At 68.2% G+C, this 17,016-nt stretch carries 11 protein-coding genes; 6 read left to right on the top strand and 5 right to left on the bottom strand.

Annotated features, from left to right (window positions below; all coding sequences use genetic code 11):
• Positions 1-6: 6 nt before the first annotated feature.
• The 3 genes from AC5LXX_RS07180 to AC5LXX_RS07170 are packed head-to-tail and all read left to right on the top strand — an operon-like array spanning position 7 to position 3,299.
• Positions 7-2,211: an FUSC family protein gene (locus AC5LXX_RS07180; RefSeq protein ID WP_493410963.1), complete on the top strand. Its 2,205-nt coding sequence runs from the start codon at positions 7-9 to the stop codon at positions 2,209-2,211.
• A complete protein-coding gene (locus AC5LXX_RS07175; protein WP_011351756.1) occupies positions 2,208-2,411 on the top strand; it encodes a DUF1656 domain-containing protein in 204 nt (67 codons plus the stop codon). Before AC5LXX_RS07180 ends, AC5LXX_RS07175 begins: the two co-directional genes overlap by 4 nt.
• A 12-nt stretch (positions 2,412-2,423) precedes the next feature.
• Entirely contained in the window at positions 2,424-3,299 is an 876-nt protein-coding gene (locus AC5LXX_RS07170; RefSeq protein WP_011351755.1) for an efflux RND transporter periplasmic adaptor subunit, read from the top strand.
• A gap of 19 nt (positions 3,300-3,318) precedes the next feature.
• On the opposite strand, the gene AC5LXX_RS07165 is transcribed toward AC5LXX_RS07170, so the two are convergent.
• Positions 3,319-4,992 (bottom strand): methyl-accepting chemotaxis protein, encoded by a 1,674-nt coding sequence (locus AC5LXX_RS07165; RefSeq protein ID WP_493410962.1) that lies wholly within the window; start codon positions 4,990-4,992, stop codon positions 3,319-3,321.
• 403 nt (positions 4,993-5,395) lie between these two features.
• Here AC5LXX_RS07165 and AC5LXX_RS07160 point away from each other — a divergent pair, with 403 nt between their 5' ends.
• Positions 5,396-6,631: an MFS transporter gene (locus AC5LXX_RS07160; protein ID WP_493410961.1), complete on the top strand. Its 1,236-nt coding sequence runs from the start codon at positions 5,396-5,398 to the stop codon at positions 6,629-6,631.
• A 66-nt stretch (positions 6,632-6,697) separates the two neighbouring features.
• Here AC5LXX_RS07160 and AC5LXX_RS07155 read toward each other — a convergent pair whose 3' ends face one another.
• Both AC5LXX_RS07155 and AC5LXX_RS07150 read right to left on the bottom strand, forming a co-directional pair.
• The gene (locus AC5LXX_RS07155) at positions 6,698-7,495 is read right to left on the bottom strand and encodes a 5'-methylthioadenosine/adenosylhomocysteine nucleosidase (RefSeq protein WP_322082985.1); all 798 of its coding nucleotides are present in this window, start codon (positions 7,493-7,495) and stop codon (positions 6,698-6,700) included.
• Positions 7,492-9,855, bottom strand: a complete 2,364-nt coding sequence (locus tag AC5LXX_RS07150) for a UvrD-helicase domain-containing protein (protein ID WP_124455971.1) — start codon at positions 9,853-9,855, stop codon at positions 7,492-7,494. Before AC5LXX_RS07150 ends, AC5LXX_RS07155 begins: the two co-directional genes overlap by 4 nt.
• Before the next feature lie 224 nt (positions 9,856-10,079).
• On the opposite strand from AC5LXX_RS07150, the gene AC5LXX_RS07145 reads away from it, so the two are divergent.
• Both AC5LXX_RS07145 and galU read left to right on the top strand, forming a co-directional pair.
• Positions 10,080-12,947: a valine--tRNA ligase gene (locus AC5LXX_RS07145; protein WP_493410960.1), complete on the top strand. Its 2,868-nt coding sequence runs from the start codon at positions 10,080-10,082 to the stop codon at positions 12,945-12,947.
• Positions 12,948-13,034: 87 nt separating this feature from the next.
• On the top strand, positions 13,035-13,919 hold the full coding sequence (gene galU / locus AC5LXX_RS07140; RefSeq protein WP_124455968.1) for a UTP--glucose-1-phosphate uridylyltransferase GalU: 885 nt from the start codon (positions 13,035-13,037) through the stop codon (positions 13,917-13,919).
• Between the two features lie 52 nt (positions 13,920-13,971).
• Here galU and AC5LXX_RS07135 read toward each other — a convergent pair whose 3' ends face one another.
• Positions 13,972-14,586: a DUF4136 domain-containing protein gene (locus tag AC5LXX_RS07135; RefSeq protein ID WP_493410959.1), complete on the bottom strand. Its 615-nt coding sequence runs from the start codon at positions 14,584-14,586 to the stop codon at positions 13,972-13,974.
• A gap of 37 nt (positions 14,587-14,623) precedes the next feature.
• On the bottom strand, positions 14,624-17,011 hold the full coding sequence (locus AC5LXX_RS07130) for a CHASE2 domain-containing protein (protein WP_493410958.1): 2,388 nt from the start codon (positions 17,009-17,011) through the stop codon (positions 14,624-14,626).
• Positions 17,012-17,016 lie beyond the last annotated feature (5 nt).

Here is a 17,016-nt window from a genome sequence, read left to right as displayed (position 1 = left end):
ACCGCCATGTCAGCCTCCTCCCCCGCTTCCACGCCCGCCGGCGGTCCGTTCGCGGCGTGGACCGCCGCGTTCGGCGACTGGGCCCGCACCGACGGCGCCGCGTGGCTCTACCTGTTCAAGGCGCTGCTCGCCGCGTTCATCGCGACCGGCGTGTCGATGCGGCTCGACCTGCCCGCGCCGAAAACGGCGATGACGACGGTGTTCATCGTGATGCAGCCGCAAAGCGGCGCGGTGCTCGCGAAGAGCTTCTATCGTGTCGCCGGCACGATCTTCGGGCTCATCGCGACGCTCACGTTCGTCGGGCTGTTCCCGCAGCAGCCGCAGCTGTTCCTGCTGGCCGTCGCGCTGTGGGTCGCGCTGTGCACGGCCGGCGCCGCGCGCAACCGCAACTTCCGCAGCTACGGCTTCCTGCTGGCCGGCTACACGACCGCGCTGATCGGCCTGCCTGCCTCGCAGCACCCGGACGGCGCGTTCATGAGCGCGATGACGCGCGTGGCCGAAATCATGGTCGGCATCGTGTCGGCCGGCGTGGTCTCCGCGCTCGTGTTTCCGCAGACCACCGGCGAGCAGATGCGCACGACGGTGCGCAAGCGCTTCGGCAGCTTCGTCGACTACGTCGCGTCGGCGCTGTCGGGTACGCTCGACCGCGCGCATATCGAAACCATCCATACGCGCTTCGTCGCGGACGTGGTCGGGTTCGAAGCCGCGCGCAGCATGGCCGTGTTCGAGGATCCGGACACGCGGATGCGCAGCGGCCGCCTCGCACGGCTGAACAGCGAATTCATGAGCGCGTCGAGCCGCTTCCATGCGCTGCACCAGTTGATGAACCGGCTGCATGCGGCCGGCGCGCAGGCCGCGATCGACGCGATCGAGCCGTACTTCCGCGAGATCGCGCCGCTGCTGCTGACGCCCGCCGGCGAACCCGTGCGCACGTCGGCCGACGCCGGTCATGCGGCCGAGCAGCTGCTCGCCTGGCGCGACGCGCTGCCGCGCCGCATCCGTGCGACGCGCGCGGCGCTCGAAACGCAGCCGGACTTTCCGCTGCTCGACTTCGATACGGCCGCCGAGCTGCTGTACCGTTTCATCACCGACCTGCACGAGTACGCGGCGACCTACGCGTCGCTGTCGACCGCGACGCACGAACGCGAACGCTGGATCGAGCGCTACGAGCCGCGCACCAACATGACCGCGATGGTGATCGCGGCGATCCGCACCGCGACGGTGATCCTCGTGCTCGGCTGGTTCTGGATCGAGACCGCGTGGCCGAGCGGCGTGACGATGACGCTGACGGCGGCGGCCACCTGCGCGCTCGCGTCGTCGACACCGCGTCCGACCGCGATGTCCGCGCAGATGGGCATGGGTACCGCGCTCGCCGTCTGCACGGGTTTCCTGCTGACGTTCGGCATCTATCCGCACATCGACGGCTTCCCGCTGCTGTGCGTCGCGCTCGCGCCGCTGCTCGCGATCGGCATCTTCATGACGCTGAAGCCGAAGCTCGCCGGGTACGGGATGGGCTACCTGATCTTCTTCAGCTTCCTCGCCGGCCCGGACAACATCACGCACTACGACCCGACCAGCTTCATGAACGATGCGCTCGCGCTCGTGCTGTCGATGCTGGTATCGGCGATCGCGTTCGCAGTGCTATTCCCGCCGACCGCGCCGTGGCTCAAGAAGCGGCTGTTCGCCGACCTGCGCCACCAGGCCGTCGCGGCCGGCCATGCGCGGCTCGCCGGCTTGCGCACGCGCTTCGAGAGCGGCGCGCGCGACCTGATGTACCAGGCACACACGCTGTCGGCCGACCAGCCCGACGTGCAGCGCGACGCACTGCGCTGGATGTTCGCGGTGCTCGAAGCCGGCAACGCGACGATCGACCTGCGCCACGAGCTGGCGACGCTGCCGCCCGACCCGCGCTATGCGCCGGCGATGCCGTGGCGTCGTGCGATCGAGACGATGCGCAGCGCGCTGGCCGCGCTGTTCTCGAAGCCGAACGCCGCGCGTTTCGACGCGACGCTCGCCGCGACCAATGCGGCGATCGACGCGACGCGGCAGGCGCTCGACGCGTTCGAGCCGTCGCGCGAGGAGCGCCACCGGCTGCAGCGCATCCTGAGCCATCTGCATTTCGTGCGGACCGCGCTGCTCGATCCGGAATCGCCGCTCGAGCCGCTCAACCGCAACCGCCCCGTGCGTCCCCAACCAGGAGCCTCGTCATGATGCCGCGTGAAATCGCCATTCTCGATGCCTACATGCCCACGGTGGTGCTGATGTTCGTCCTGGGCGCGCTCGCGACCTGGGCCGTCGACCGCCTGCTCGCCTATACGGGCCTCTACCGTCTCGTCTGGCACCCGTCGCTGTTCCGGGCCTGCCTTCTCGTCTGCATTTGCGGCGGACTGAGTCTCGCCGTTTACCGTTGATTCCGAACCATCATGATTCTCAGAAAACTCTTCGGCTTCGTCGCGACCGCCGTCATCCTTCTCGTCGCGATCCTGATCGGGCGCTCGCTGTGGGTGCACTACATGGACGATCCGTGGACGCGCGACGGGCGCGTGCGCGCCGAGATCGTCAACGTCGCGCCGGACGTGTCGGGCGCGATCGTCGAGCTGCCCGTGCATGACAACCAGCTCGTGAAGAAAGGCGACCTGATCATGCAGATCGATCCGTCGCACTACCAGATCGCGGTCGAGCAGGCGCAGGCGGCCGTCGCCGCCCGCCGCGCGGAACTGCAGATGCGCCGCGACGACGCGGCGCGCCGCGCGGATCTCGATGCGCTCGTCGTGTCGAAGGAAAACCGCGAGAACGCCGCGCACAGCGCGTCGAGCGCCGATGCGCAGTACCAGCAGGCGATCGCCGCGCTGGACGCCGCGAAGCTCAACCTCGAGCGCACGCGCGTCGTCGCGCCGGTCGACGGCTACATCACGAACCTGCAGACGTTCAAGGGCAACTACGCGGTGGCCGGCCAGGCGAAGCTCGCGATCGTCGACAGCCACTCGTTCTGGGTCTACGGCTACTTCGAGGAAACCAAGCTGCCGCGCGTGAAGATCGGCGCGCCGGCCGAAATGCGGCTGATGAGCGGCGGCGTGATGAAGGGCCACGTCGAGAGCATCTCGCGCGGCATCTACGATCGCGACAACCCGCAAAGCCGCGACCTCGTCGCGGACGTGAACCCGACGTTCAACTGGGTGCGCCTCGCGCAGCGCGTGCCGGTGCGCATCAAGATCGACGACGTGCCGGCCGACGTGGTGCTGTCGGCGGGCACGACCTGCACGGTCATCATCGATCCGGACAAGCAGAAGAAGTCGTAACGGCCGGGGCCCTGCGCGCTCAGGCCGCGATGCGGAACCGCCCGACCAGCGACTTCAGCGCCTGAGCCTGCTCGTCGAGCGCGTTGGCGGCAGCGGCCGCCTGCTCGACGAGCGCCGCGTTCTGCTGCGTGCCGGCGTCCATCTGCGTGACCGCGCGGCCGATCTCGTCGATCCCGGCGCTCTGCTCGTCCGACGCCGCCGAAATCTCGCCGATGATGTCGGTCACGCGCTTCACCGCGCGCACGACGTCGCCCATCGTGCGGCCCGCGTCGTGCGCGAGCGCCGCGCCGTTCGCCACGCGCTCGACCGACGCGCCGATCAGTTCCCGGATCTCCTTCGCCGCGGTCGCCGAGCGCTGCGCGAGCAGGCGCACCTCGCCCGCGACCACCGAAAAGCCGCGCCCCTGTTCGCCGGCGCGCGCGGCCTCGACCGCCGCGTTCAACGCCAGGATGTTGGTCTGGAACGCGATCCCCTCGATCGTGCCGATGATGTCGCGGATGTTCTTCGCGCTGTCGTCGATCTCGCTCATCGTCGCGACCACGCGCCCGACGACCTCCCCGCCCGTCTCCGCCACCGCCGACGCATTGGCCGCGAGCGTGCTCGCCTGCCGCGCGTTCTCGGCGTTCTGCCGCACGGTCGACGTGAGCTGCTCCATGCTGGCCGCGGTGCGCTCGAGCGCGACGGCCTGCTGCTCGGTGCGCCGCGACAGGTCGAGGTTGCCGGTCGAGATTTCGCCGGACGCGGCCGCGATGGCCTCGGCGCTGACGGCGATCTCGCCGACGGTGGCCGCGAGCCCCGTCTGCATGTCGGCCAGCGCGCGCACCATGCTGTCGCGATCGTGCCGGCCGAGCGTGATCGGCCGCGTGAGGTCGCCGCGCGCGATGTCCGCGGCAATCTCCTTCGCGAGCGCGGGCTCGCCGCCGAGCTGCGACGCGAGGCGCCGCACGACGCGCTCGGCGATCACGATCGCGAGCACGATCAGCGCGGCCGTCATCGCCGCGATCATCGCGAACGACGACGAAAAGATGGTGGCCGATGCATCGAGCGTCGCCTTCGACTTCTCGCCGCGCGTCTTCACGAGTTCGGCGACGAGCTTCTCGAGCTTGCCGGTCTCGACCAGCAGCGACACGTCCTGCGTGCCGACCTGCCAGTTCATCTGCGACAGGTCGAGCGGCTGCGCGCGCACGAGCGTGACGAAATCGCGCAGATGCGCGCTCCATGTGCCGACGGCCGTCGAGAATGCGCGCAGCCGCGCCGAATCGTCGGCATCGGCCGGATCCGCGTAGCGCTGCAGCGTGCCGAGCGCCTGGCCGATCGACGCGAGCCCCGCGCCGACGTCGGCGCCGAGTTCGTCGCGCTCCTTCGCGGTGGTCGCGGTCAGCAGCATCTTCTGCGCGCGACTCGCACGCAGCACCTCGGCCCGCACCTCCTGCGCCGCGCGGCTCGCGACGTGGCCCTGCTCATAGACCGACGCGATCGACGCGTTCAGCCGGCTGATCTGCCACAGCGAAAACACGCCGATCGCGAGCGTGCCGGCCAGCAGGATCGCGAACGCGGCGCGCAACGTCGCCTTGACGGTCCATGGCCGGCGCACACGGCGCGCCGCGCGCGTGCGCCGTGCGGCGCGACCGGCGGCAACGTCGGGTGCGGCGGCCGCCGCACCAAGCTGTGGATGCAAAGATGCTGCTTTCATCGAACTATCCCCGTATGGATCACGCTGCCGGAAAGGTCGGTCCCGGCAATCCCGCGATGGCAGGCCATGCCGCGCGTCCTGCGCCCGCCCGGCGGGTAGCCGGCCGAACGCGGCGCGCATGTTGTCATTGGGTCGTTCTACGGCCGCCACCGCCGTTTCTTGAGTCCGGTAAAACACCACCGAGCCCCGGCGCAGCCCTGCTGAAGCGGCGGACGCGCCGCCAGCGTTATACCCGTCCAAAAAAGCACGCAGCGGCCAATCCGTCCGACGAATGTCCGATTCGCGATAAAACTTGGCCTGACATTCTCGATACGCCACATTACACTTCTTTGACGCATCAACGAATCAAAGACGCGCCGATCCCCATCAGAGCGCGCCCGCCACCTCAACTCGTTCAGCTCACATGGAAACCAGCCTCGACTCCCGGGCCGGCGCGGCCGCCGCCCAGCCGTCCGCACCACCCGTCGCCCGCACCGTCTACCCGGTGCTCGGCGCGATCAGCTTCTCGCACATGCTCAACGACATGATCCAGTCGTTGATCCTCGCGATCTATCCGATGCTCAAGAGCCAGTTCGCGCTGTCGTTCGCGCAGATCGGCCTGATCACCCTCACCTACCAGATCACCGCGTCGCTGCTGCAGCCGCTCGTCGGCCTCTACACCGACAAGCGTCCGAAGCCGTATTCGCTGCCGGTCGGCATGGGCTTCACGCTCGCGGGGCTGCTGCTGATGTCGGCGGCGTCGAGTTTCCCGATGCTGCTGGTGGCCGCGGCGCTCGTCGGCTGCGGCTCGTCGGTGTTCCATCCCGAATCGTCGCGCGTCGCCCGGATGGCGTCGGGCGGCCAGCACGGGCTCGCGCAGTCGGTGTTCCAGGTCGGCGGCAACGCGGGCTCCGCGCTCGGGCCGCTGCTCGCCGCACTCGTGATCATCCCGCACGGCCAGCACAGCATCGCGTGGTTCTCGGCGGCCGCGCTCGTCGCGATGATCGTGCTCACGCAGATCGGCCACTGGTACAAGAAGCATCCGTCGATGAAGAAGAAGGGCGTGTCGGCCGGCCACCCGACCCTGTCGCGCGGCCGCGTGATGAGCGCGATCGGCGTGCTGGTGCTGCTCGTGTTCTCGAAGTACTTCTACCTCGCGAGCATCAACAGCTATTTCACGTTCTACCTGATCGACAAGTTCCACCTGTCGGTGCAGGCCGCGCAGATCCACCTGTTCGTGTTCCTCGCGGCGGTCGCGGCCGGCACGCTGATCGGCGGGCCCGTCGGCGACCGGATCGGCCGCAAGTACGTGATCTGGGTGTCGATCCTCGGCGTCGCGCCGTTCACGCTGCTGCTGCCGTATGCGAACCTGTTCTGGACGAGCGTGCTGACCGTGATCATCGGCATCGTGCTGGCATCGGCATTCGCCGCGATCCTCGTCTATGCGACGGAACTGATGCCCGGCAAGGTCGGGATGGTCGCGGGCCTGTTCTTCGGCTTCGCGTTCGGACTCGGCGGGGTCGGCGCGGCCGTGCTCGGCCAGCTCGCCGATGCGACGAGCATCACGTTCGTCTACAAGGTGTGCTCGTTCCTGCCGCTGATCGGCGTGCTGACGATCTTCCTGCCGAACCTCGAAAGCAGCCGGCGCAAGAAGGCGTGACAAGCCGGCCGCGGCGTGCGCGCCGCGGCAGGTCGAACGGCTGGAAGGGAGCGTACGACGGCGGCTTCAGGCCGCCGTCGTCGCATGCAGCGTCAGGAAACGCTTGAGGATGCCGGACGAGTAGCTGCTCGCGATCGCCGACAGGAAGTGCGAGAACGACTGCGTTGCATGATCGTCGGCCGTATCGGAAACGGTGCGCACGAGCGCGAACGGCACGTCGTGCTCCGCGCACACCTGCGCGATCGCGGCGCCTTCCATTTCGACCGCGAGCGCGTCCGGCAGCGCGTCGCGCAGCGCGACGACCTCGCGCTCGCTCGACACGAAGCGGTCGCCGCTGATGATGAGCCCCGCGTGCAGCGTCGCGCCGGCGAGCCCGAAGCGCTCGGCGAACTGCGCGCCCTCTTCCGCGACGAACAGCGTGCAGGCCGCCCGCAGGCGTGCCGTCAGTGCCGCGTCGGTCGTGAAGCGCGTGATGCCGAGCAGCGGCACCTCGTAGCGCGGAAAGAGCGGCGATGCGTCGAGATCGTGCTGCAGCAGCGTATCGGCCACGACGACGTCGCCGACCCGCACCGTGCGCGACACGCCGCCCGCGACACCGGTGAACACGACGCCCGATACGCCGAACACGTGGATCAGCGCGCTGACCGTCGCGGCGGCCGCGACCTTGCCGATCCGCGCGAGCGTGACGACGCAGGCCGCGCCGTGCACGGTGCCGACGTGATAATCGCGGCGGCCGAGTGTGACCGTCTTCATCGCGCCTTCGGCGCGCATCGCGGCGATCAGGTCGCCGAGTTCCTCGGGCAGCGCGGCCAGAATGCCGAGCGGCCGGGCCGCAAGCGTGGAATCCATGTCGATATCCATCATTCCACCGCCTGCAGTTTCGCGACCGCGAGCGCAAGCCACTTCTCGCCGTGCCGCTTGAACTTCACCTGCGCCTTCGCATCGGTGCCGTTGCCTTCGAGCGCGGTGACCGTGCCTTCGCCGAACTTGGTATGGAACACCTGCTGGCCGACCCGGAAGCCGGCGTCGGCCGCGCGCTGCTTGTCCGCGAACGCGGGCAGCGGCGCGGACACGGCCGCATCGACGATCTGCTCGCGACTGCCGCCGCCCGGCCGCGCGAACCAGTCGCGCCCGTACCCGGCGTTGTCCGAACGCCCGCCCCAGCGCGAACCGGCCTCGACCTTCGGCGTCAGCCACTTCAGCACGTGCTCGGGCAATTCGTCGAAGAAGCGCGAACGCACGTTGTAGCGCGTCTGGCCATGCAGCATCCGGCTCTGCGCGAACGACAGGTAGAGCCGCTCCTTCGCGCGCGTGATCGCGACGTACATCAGCCGGCGCTCTTCCTCGAGGCCGTCGGATTCGAGCACGCTGTTCTCGTGCGGGAACAGCCCTTCCTCGAGGCCCGTGATGAACACGGCCGAGAATTCGAGCCCCTTCGCCGCGTGGACCGTCATCAGCTGCACGGCGTCCTGGCCGGCCTGCGCCTGGTTGTCGCCGGCCTCCAGCGACGCATGCGACAGGAAGCCGGCAAGCGGCGTCATCGTGTCGGGGTTCTGCGCCGGGTCCGCGGGCGACTCGGGGTCGAGCACGTCGACCGCCGGATCGTCCGTCGCGGTGCCGAGCTCGGGCGCCGCGATCGCGCCCGCGCGCAGCGGGATCGAGCGGGCCGGCGTATCGAGCCCGTAGCCTTCCTCGGCGATGAACGCGGTGGCCGCGTTCACGAGTTCCTGCAAGTTCTCGAGGCGGTCCTGGCCTTCGCGCTCGCCCTGGTAGAAATCGGCGAGGCCACTGGCGCGCACGATGTGCTCGACGGTGTCGGGCAGGTTCATGTGCTGGGTATCGGCGCGCATCTTCGCGACCAGGTTCGCGAACCCGCCGAGGCTCGTGCCGGCCTTGCCCGTCACGTACGGAATCGCGGCGGCCATCGAGCAGCCGTAGAGACGCGCGGCGTCGGCGAGCTGCTCGATCGAGCGCGCGCCGATCCCGCGGGTCGGGAAGTTCACGACGCGCACGAACGCCGTGTCGTCGTTCGGGTTGTCGATCAGGCGCAGGTATGCGAGCGCGTGCTTCACTTCCTGCCGCTCGAAGAAGCGCAGGCCGCCGTACACGCGGTACGGGATGCCCGACGACATCAGCGTGTGCTCGATCGAGCGCGACTGCGCGTTGCTGCGGTACAGGACGGCCACTTCGCTGCGCGCCATCCCGGTGTTGATCAGCGAGCGGATCTCCTCGACGATCCAGCCGGCTTCCTGCGAATCGGTGCTCGCCTCGTACACGCGCACGGGCTCGCCGTGGCCGGCGTCGGTGCGCAGGTTCTTGCCGAGGCGGTGTGCGTTGTTCGAGATCAGCTGGTTCGCCGCGTCGAGGATGTTGCCGTGCGACCGGTAGTTCTGCTCGAGCTTGATCAGGTTGCGCACGCGGAATTCGTCTTCGAAGTCGCGCATGTTGCCGACGTTCGCGCCGCGGAACGCATAGATCGACTGGTCGTCGTCGCCGACCGCGAAGATCGCGTTCTCGCCGCCCGCGAGCATCTTGAGCCACGCGTACTGCAGCTTGTTGGTGTCCTGGAACTCGTCGACGAGGATATGCCGGAAGCGCGCCTGGTAGTGCGCACGCAGCGGCGCGTTGTACGCGAGCAGTTCGTAGCAGCGCAGCAGCAGCTCGGGGAAATCGACGACGCCCTCGCGCTGGCATTGCTGGTCGTATGCCTGGTACAGCTCGACGAACTTGCGGTTGAAGTTGTCGGTCGCGTCGACCTTGTCGGGACGCAGCCCCTGCTCCTTCGCGTTGTTGATGAAGTACTGGACGTTCTTCGGCGGGTACTTTTCATCGTCGACGTTCGCGGCCTTCATCAGCCGCTTGATCGCGGACAGCTGGTCGGCGGTATCGAGGATCTGGAAGGTCTGCGGCAGGCCGGCGTCGCGCCAGTGCGTGCGCAGCATCCGGTTGCACAGGCCGTGGAACGTGCCGATCCACATCCCGCGCGTGTCGATCGGCATCATCGCCGACAGGCGCGCCATCATCTCGCGCGCGGCCTTGTTCGTGAAGGTGACGGCGAGCACGGTGGGCGGCGATGCGTAGCCCTGCTGGATCAGCCACGCGATGCGCGTGATCAGCACGCGGGTCTTGCCGCTGCCCGCCCCTGCAAGGATCAGCGCCGGTTCGTTCGGCAACGTGACGGCGGCGAGTTGTTCGGGGTTCAGATTGGCGAGCAGATCGGGCATGGAGCGGCAGCTAACGGGCGAGAAAAATGCGGACCCGACATTATAAGTCGGCCGCGCGATGCCGTTCCCGATCCGTTCGGCCGCGCGTGGCGGGCACGTTGCCGGCACGTTGCGGCCCCGTCTCGGCAGGCCCGTGCCGGCAAGGCGATGGCTGGCCGATGGGCATCCATTTATAATTGTCAGATTCGGCATCCAATTCACGCATTTTTCGGCAGATTTCCAACATGAGCGACAACACGCTTGCGAAGAGCTTCGAGCCCCATACCATCGAGTCCCAATGGGGGCCGGAGTGGGAAAAACGCGGCTACGCCGCCCCGGCTTTCGATCCGTCGCGCCCCGATTTCGCGATCCAGTTGCCGCCGCCGAACGTGACGGGCACGCTGCACATGGGCCACGCGTTCAACCAGACGATCATGGACGGCCTCGCCCGCTACCACCGGATGCTCGGCGAGAACACGCTGTGGGTGCCCGGCACCGACCACGCGGGGATCGCCACGCAGATCGTCGTCGAGCGCCAGCTCGACGCGCAAGGTGTGTCGCGCCACGACCTCGGCCGCGAGCAGTTTGTCGAGCGCGTATGGGAATGGAAGGAAAAGTCCGGCTCGACGATCACGGGCCAGGTGCGCCGCCTCGGCGCGTCGACCGACTGGTCGCGCGAATACTTCACGATGGACGACAAGATGTCGGCCGCCGTGCGCGACGTGTTCGTCACGCTCTATGAACAGGGCCTGATCTACCGCGGCAAGCGCCTCGTCAACTGGGATCCGGTGCTGCTCACCGCCGTGTCGGATCTCGAAGTCGCGAGCGAAGAGGAAAACGGCCACCTGTGGCACATCCGCTACCCGCTCGTCGACGGCTCGGGCTCGCTGACGGTGGCCACCACGCGCCCCGAGACGATGCTCGGCGACGTCGCGCTGATGGTCCACCCGGAAGACGAGCGCTACGCGCACCTGATCGGCAAGCTCGTCACGCTGCCGCTGACCGGCCGCGAGATCCCGGTGATCGCCGACGACTACGTCGACCGCGAGTTCGGCACGGGCGTCGTGAAGGTCACGCCCGCGCACGACTTCAACGACTACCAGGTCGGCCTGCGCCACAACCTCGCGCCGATCGAGATCCTGACGCTCGACGCGAAGATCAACGACAACGGCCCCGAGCAGTATCGCGGCCTCGACCGCTTCGACGCGCGCAAGGCGATCGTCGCCGACCTCGACGCGCAGGGCTTCCTCGACTCCGTGAAGCCGCACAAGCTGATGGTGCCGCGCGGCGACCGCACGGGCGTCGTGATCGAGCCGATGCTGACCGACCAGTGGTTCGTCGCGATGACGAAGCCGGCGCCGGAAGGCACGTTCAACCCCGGCAAGTCGATCACCGAGACGTCGCTCGACGTGGTGCGCAACGGCCAGATCAAGTTCGTGCCGGAAAACTGGACGACGACCTACTACCAGTGGCTCGAAAACATCCAGGACTGGTGCATCTCACGCCAGCTGTGGTGGGGCCACCAGATTCCCGCGTGGTACGGCGAAAACGGCGAGGTATTCGTCGCGCGCAACGAGGAGGAAGCACGCGCGCAGGCTGCCGCGAAGGGTTATGCGGGCGCGCTGAAGCGCGACGAGGACGTGCTCGACACGTGGTTCTCGTCGGCGCTCGTGCCGTTCTCGTCGCTCGGCTGGCCGAACGAAACGCCTGAACTGCAGCATTTCCTGCCGTCGTCGGTGCTCGTCACGGGCTTCGACATCATCTTCTTCTGGGTCGCCCGGATGGTGATGATGACCACGCACTTCACCGGCAAGGTGCCGTTCCATACCGTCTACGTGCACGGCCTCGTGCGCGACGCGGAAGGCCAGAAGATGTCGAAGAGCAAGGGCAACACGCTCGACCCGATCGACATCGTCGACGGCATCGACCTCGAGACGCTGGTCGCGAAGCGCACCACCGGCCTGATGAACCCGAAGCAGGCCGCGACGATCGAGAAGAAGACGCGCAAGGAATTCCCGGACGGCATCGCCGCGTTCGGCACCGACGCGCTGCGCTTCACGATGGCGTCGATGGCGACGCTCGGCCGCAACGTGAACTTCGACCTCGCGCGCTGCGAAGGCTATCGCAACTTCTGCAACAAGCTGTGGAACGCGACGCGCTTCGTGCTGATGAACTGCGAAGGCCACGACTGCGGCGCCGACAAGCCGGAAGTGTGCGGCGCGGGCGACTGCGGCCCCGGCGGCTACCTCGATTTCTCGGCGGCCGACCGCTGGATCGTGTCGCTGCTGCAGCGCACCGAAGCCGACATCGCGAAGGGCTTCGCCGATTACCGCTTCGACAACATCGCCAGCAGCATCTACAAGTTCGTGTGGGACGAGTACTGCGACTGGTACCTCGAGCTCGCGAAGGTGCAGATCCAGAACGGCACGCCGGAACAGCAGCGCGCGACGCGCCGCACGCTGCTGCGCGTGCTGGAAACGGTGCTGCGCCTCGCGCACCCGGTCATCCCGTTCATCACCGAAGCGCTCTGGCAGAAGGTCGCGCCGCTCGCCGGCCGTTATCCGCAGGGCAAGGCCGAGGGCGAGGCGTCGCTGATGACGCAGCCCTACCCGGTCGCGAACCTGCAGAAGCTCGACGAGGCGTCCGAGCAATGGGCGGCCGACCTGAAGGCGATCGTCGACGCATGCCGCAACCTGCGCGGCGAGATGAACCTGTCGCCGGCGACCAAGGTGCCGCTGCTGGCTGCCGGCGATGCCGAGCGCCTGCGCTCGTTCGCGCCGTACGTCCAGGCGCTCGCGCGACTGTCGGAAGTGCAGATCCTCGCGGACGAAGCGACGCTCGACAAGGAAGCGCACGGCGCACCGATCGCGATCGTCGGCCAGAACAAGCTGGTACTGAAGGTGGAAATCGACGTCGCGGCCGAACGCGAGCGCCTGTCGAAGGAAATCGCGCGCCTGACGGGCGAGGTCGCGAAGTGCAACGCGAAGCTCGGCAACGAGGCGTTCGTCGCGAAAGCGCCGCCGGCCGTGGTCGAACAGGAGCAGAAACGCGTCGCGGAATTCCAGAGCACGCTCGAAAAACTGCGGGCGCAGCTCGATCGGTTGCCTGCGTAACAAAGGGTAAGGTCGTTTGCGTTCACTATAATGCGAACGTGAACATAGACCGTCTGACAAGTCGATTACAGGAATAAAGGTTCGATCATGCTGAAAGTTTCCAAGGCGGTATTTCCCGTTGCCGGTCTCGGCACGCGGTTCCTCCCGGCGACGAAGGCGAGCCCGAAGGAAATGCTGCCGGTCGTCGACAAGCCGCTGATCCAGTACGCAGTCGAGGAAGCGATCGCCGCGGGCATCACCGAGATGATCTTCGTCACCGGGCGCAGCAAGCGCGCGATCGAGGATCATTTCGACAAGTCGTACGAGGTCGAGGCCGAACTCGAGGCGCGCGGCAAGGAAAAGCTGCTCGAACTCGTGCGCAGCATCAAGCCGAGCCACGTCGACTGTTTCTACGTGCGCCAGCCGGAAGCGCTCGGCCTCGGCCATGCGGTGCTGTGCGCGGAAAAGCTGGTGGCCGACAACCCGTTCGCGGTGATCCTCGCCGACGACCTGCTCGACGGCACGCCGCCCGTGATGAAGCAGATGGTCGACGTGTTCGACCACTATCACAGCTCGGTGATCGGCGTCGAAGAGATCCCGCCGTCGGAAACGAAGTCGTACGGGATCGTCGACGGCAAGGAGTGGGAAGAGTCGATCGTCAAGATGTCGGCGATCATCGAGAAGCCGGCGCCGGAAGTCGCGCCGTCGAACCTCGGCGTGGTCGGGCGCTACATCCTGAAGCCGCGGATCTTCGAACACCTGCGCGCGCTGAAGCCCGGCGCGGGCGGCGAACTGCAGCTCACCGACGCGATCCAGGCGCTGCTCGCCGATGAACAGGTGCTGGCCTACAAGTATCAGGGCACGCGCTATGATTGCGGCAGCAAGCTCGGCTACCTGAAGGCGACGGTGGAATTCGCGCTGCGCCACCCGGAAGTCAGCGCCGAATTCGACGCGTACCTGCGTACGCGCGGCGGTACGCAACCGGCCGCCTGAACGCGGCAAGGGCTCGCCGCGGCGAGCCCGCCCTCACCTCACCGGCCGGCGCTCAGCGCGTTTCGGCCGGCTTCACCGAGACGACGCCCGGCATCCCGCCCGCGTCGTCTTTTTTCGTCTTCACGAGCCAGCCGTTGCCGTCGCCGAACGGCACCTTCGCCAGCGCGCTCTTCACGAGCGCCGGCGCGGCCAGCTGCGTGCCCGGATCGCGATCGCGCAGCGCGGCCGAAACGCGGTACACGTCGGCCCCCGAGCGCGCGTCGACGAAGCGCAGCGTGAGCACGTGGCGATACACGGTGCCCATGAACGGCAGCGCGAGCGGCGCCGGCCCGTCGACCGTCACGCACGCACTGCTTGCGGCGCCGCACCGGTCGGCGATCGCCGCGACCGACGCCGGCTGCGTCGCGTACGCGATCGACAGCCGGTAGCGCGCATCCTTGAGCGGCTGCGCATCGAAGCCGCGGCGCGCGAGTTCGTCGCGCACGAGCGTCTCGATCTGCCGGTATTCGGTATCGCCCGCCTGCGCGGCCGTCCGCACGAAATCGTAGCCGTGCGCACCGGATGCAAACGCATCCGGCTGCCCGACCGCACTCACGCCGGTCGTCACGCCGGCGCAACCCGTCAACAGCGACGCCGCCAGTGCGGTCGCTGCCCATTCCTTTCTCATGGCTTTCCCCAAATCCCTGCCGTCGTGCCCGGCCCTGTCAGGCGGACGGCTCGTCGATCGCGGGCAATGACACCGTCACCGCGGTGCCGACACCCACCTCGCTGTCGACCGACACGCTGCCCCCATGGCGCGTGACGACCGTCTTCACGAATGCCATGCCGAGCCCGGAACCCGAGATCTCGGGCCGCTCGCCGGCATGGAATCGCTTGAAACGCTCGAACAGATGCCGCTGATCTTCCGGCGCAATGCCGTACCCCTGATCGCGAATCGTACAGAACATCCGCTTCGATGCGTGCTCGACCGTCAGCGTACACGTGATCACGGTGTCGGACGGACTGTATTTGACCGCGTTGTTCAGCAGGTTCACGAATGCGCGGGTGATCAGCGAGCGGTCCGCGCGCACCCAGCACATGTCGGTGCCGACCTCGGTGTCGACGCGGATATGCTTCGCCTGCGCCTGCGGCCATACCTCGTCGCTCGCGTCGATCAGCACGTCGACGAGGCTCGTGACCTCGAGCTGGTATGCCTGCGACTCGGCGCGCGCCAGTTGCACGAACTCGTCGGCCAGCGACAGCGCGCGATGCGCATAGCGCTCGATCCGCGCGAGCAGCCCGCGCATCGCATCGGTGTCGACACGGTCGCGCTCGATCTCGACGAGCGCCAGGATCGACGACTGCGGCGAGCGCATGTCGTGCGACAGCAGGTGCAGCGCTTCCTCACGCTGCCGCTCGGCCGCATGCAGCTCGGTCACGTCGACGAGGCCGGCGATCCAGCCCGTCACGCGGCCCTGGGCGTTCGTACAGGCCGCGTAGCGTAGCAGATGGTCGAGCCCGTCGCGATCGCGCACCTCGATACCGCGCGCCATCGCGTCGTGTTCGGCCTCGAGCGTCGGGTCGAGCGCGGCCGGCCAGCGCTCGCGGATCGCCGCGTCGTGTTCGGCATTGCCGTCGACGGTCTTCATGAAGGTCAGCTCGCCGAGCGCGTTGCGCAGCGGACGCCCTTCCGGCAGCGGCAGCGAGAGGCGCGACCCGTAGCGCTTCGCCGCGTGGTTCGCGATCAGCACGGTACCGGCGAGGTCGGTCACGAAGATCGGCTCCGGCATGCTGTCGAGGCTGTCCCACACGAAGCGCTTCATGTCCTGTACGCGCTGCGCGGCCTGCGCCATCAGCGCCATCTGCCGCTCGAGCACGTCGCCGCCGACGCTGCGCGTGCGCGGCGCCTCGGGCAGCAGGTGCGGCTCGTCGGCGAGCCGCTGCAGCTCGCGGCGCAGGTACGACATCGTCATTTCGAGGCGCCGCCAGTTCCAGATCGGGTAGACGGCGATCAGGCCGAAGATCGCCGGTGCCGGCGTCAGCCAGATGCGCGCCCCGAACAGCAGCGCCAGGCTCGCGACCACGGCGAGCACGGCGAGACTCATCGTCAGCAGCAGCGCTCGCCACGGCGACAGCATCAGGAAACCGCCGAGCAGCACGGCGAGCGGCAGCAGCGACGCGGCGAACAGCCCCAGGCGCGACGCGGGCGAGATCGCGCTGCCGGTCGCCAGCATGTCGAGCACGTTCGCATGGATGTACACGCCGGCCAGCGGGCCGAACTCGCCGGACACGGGCGTCGCGAAGCGGTCGTACAGCCCGGACGCCGTCACGCCGACGACGACGATCTTGCCGCGCAGCGCATCGGGTTTCACGCGCCCTTCGAGCACGTCGTCGAACGACAGCGTCGGATAAGCGGGCGTATTGCGGCTGAACGGGATCAGGTAGCGGCCCTCGCCTGCCGCATCGCGCGACAGGTCATGCGCATTCGCGCCCGGCGCGCCGCCGACCGGATGCAGCCGGCCGGCCTGGATCGCACGGTACACGGGCACCATCAATTGCGGCCAGCGCACGCGGCCGTCGCTTTCGAACAGCGCGACGCTGCGCACGATGCCGTCGCGATCGACTTCGAGATTGATGTGGCCGAGCCCCGTGGCGCGCGCCGCGAGCGCGGCGACCGGCGGATCGACGCTGCGCGTGCCGTCCGCTTGCTCCGGGCTCAGCAGTACGGGCAGGAAGGTCGGCACATGGCTCATCGCGTCCGCAAACGCGCGATCCTCCGGCGACGGTTCGGTGAACAGCACGTCGTAGACGACGGCGGCCGGCTGCGCACGCGCCAGCGTGTCGAGCAGCCGCGCATGCACGTCGCGCGACCACGGCCAGCGGCCGAGCGCCGACACGCTCTGGTTGTCGATGTCGACGACGACCACATCCGGCGACAGCGGCAGGCTGCGCAGCATCAGCAGCCGGTCGTAGATCAGCCCGTCGACGCTCGACGACAGGCGGCCGAGCGCGCACGCGAGGATCACCGCGATCCCGAGGCAGCCGATCGCGATCCATTCGATGAGGAAGCGGCGGCCGAGATGCCGCCGCGGGGACACGGAGCGGGGTTTCATGCGCC

Source organism: Burkholderia torrens (assembly GCF_984668525.1).
Note: the sequence above shows the minus strand (reverse complement) of the source record. Positions and strands in the feature narration are given on the sequence as shown.

Bases quoted from the DNA above. Each gene is read 5' to 3' on its own strand.
- AC5LXX_RS07180 (WP_493410963.1), top strand. From the start codon at position 7: ATGTCAGCCTCCTCCCCCGCTTCCACGCCCGCCGGCGGTCCGTTCGCG.
- AC5LXX_RS07175 (WP_011351756.1), top strand. From the start codon at position 2,208: ATGATGCCGCGTGAAATCGCCATTCTCGATGCCTACATGCCCACGGTG.
- AC5LXX_RS07170 (WP_011351755.1), top strand. From the start codon at position 2,424: ATGATTCTCAGAAAACTCTTCGGCTTCGTCGCGACCGCCGTCATCCTT.
- AC5LXX_RS07165 (WP_493410962.1), bottom strand. From the start codon at position 4,992: ATGAAAGCAGCATCTTTGCATCCACAGCTTGGTGCGGCGGCCGCCGCA.
- AC5LXX_RS07160 (WP_493410961.1), top strand. From the start codon at position 5,396: ATGGAAACCAGCCTCGACTCCCGGGCCGGCGCGGCCGCCGCCCAGCCG.
- AC5LXX_RS07155 (WP_322082985.1), bottom strand. From the start codon at position 7,495: ATGATGGATATCGACATGGATTCCACGCTTGCGGCCCGGCCGCTCGGC.
- AC5LXX_RS07150 (WP_124455971.1), bottom strand. From the start codon at position 9,855: ATGCCCGATCTGCTCGCCAATCTGAACCCCGAACAACTCGCCGCCGTC.
- AC5LXX_RS07145 (WP_493410960.1), top strand. From the start codon at position 10,080: ATGAGCGACAACACGCTTGCGAAGAGCTTCGAGCCCCATACCATCGAG.
- galU (WP_124455968.1), top strand. From the start codon at position 13,035: ATGCTGAAAGTTTCCAAGGCGGTATTTCCCGTTGCCGGTCTCGGCACG.
- AC5LXX_RS07135 (WP_493410959.1), bottom strand. From the start codon at position 14,586: ATGAGAAAGGAATGGGCAGCGACCGCACTGGCGGCGTCGCTGTTGACG.
- AC5LXX_RS07130 (WP_493410958.1), bottom strand. From the start codon at position 17,011: ATGAAACCCCGCTCCGTGTCCCCGCGGCGGCATCTCGGCCGCCGCTTC.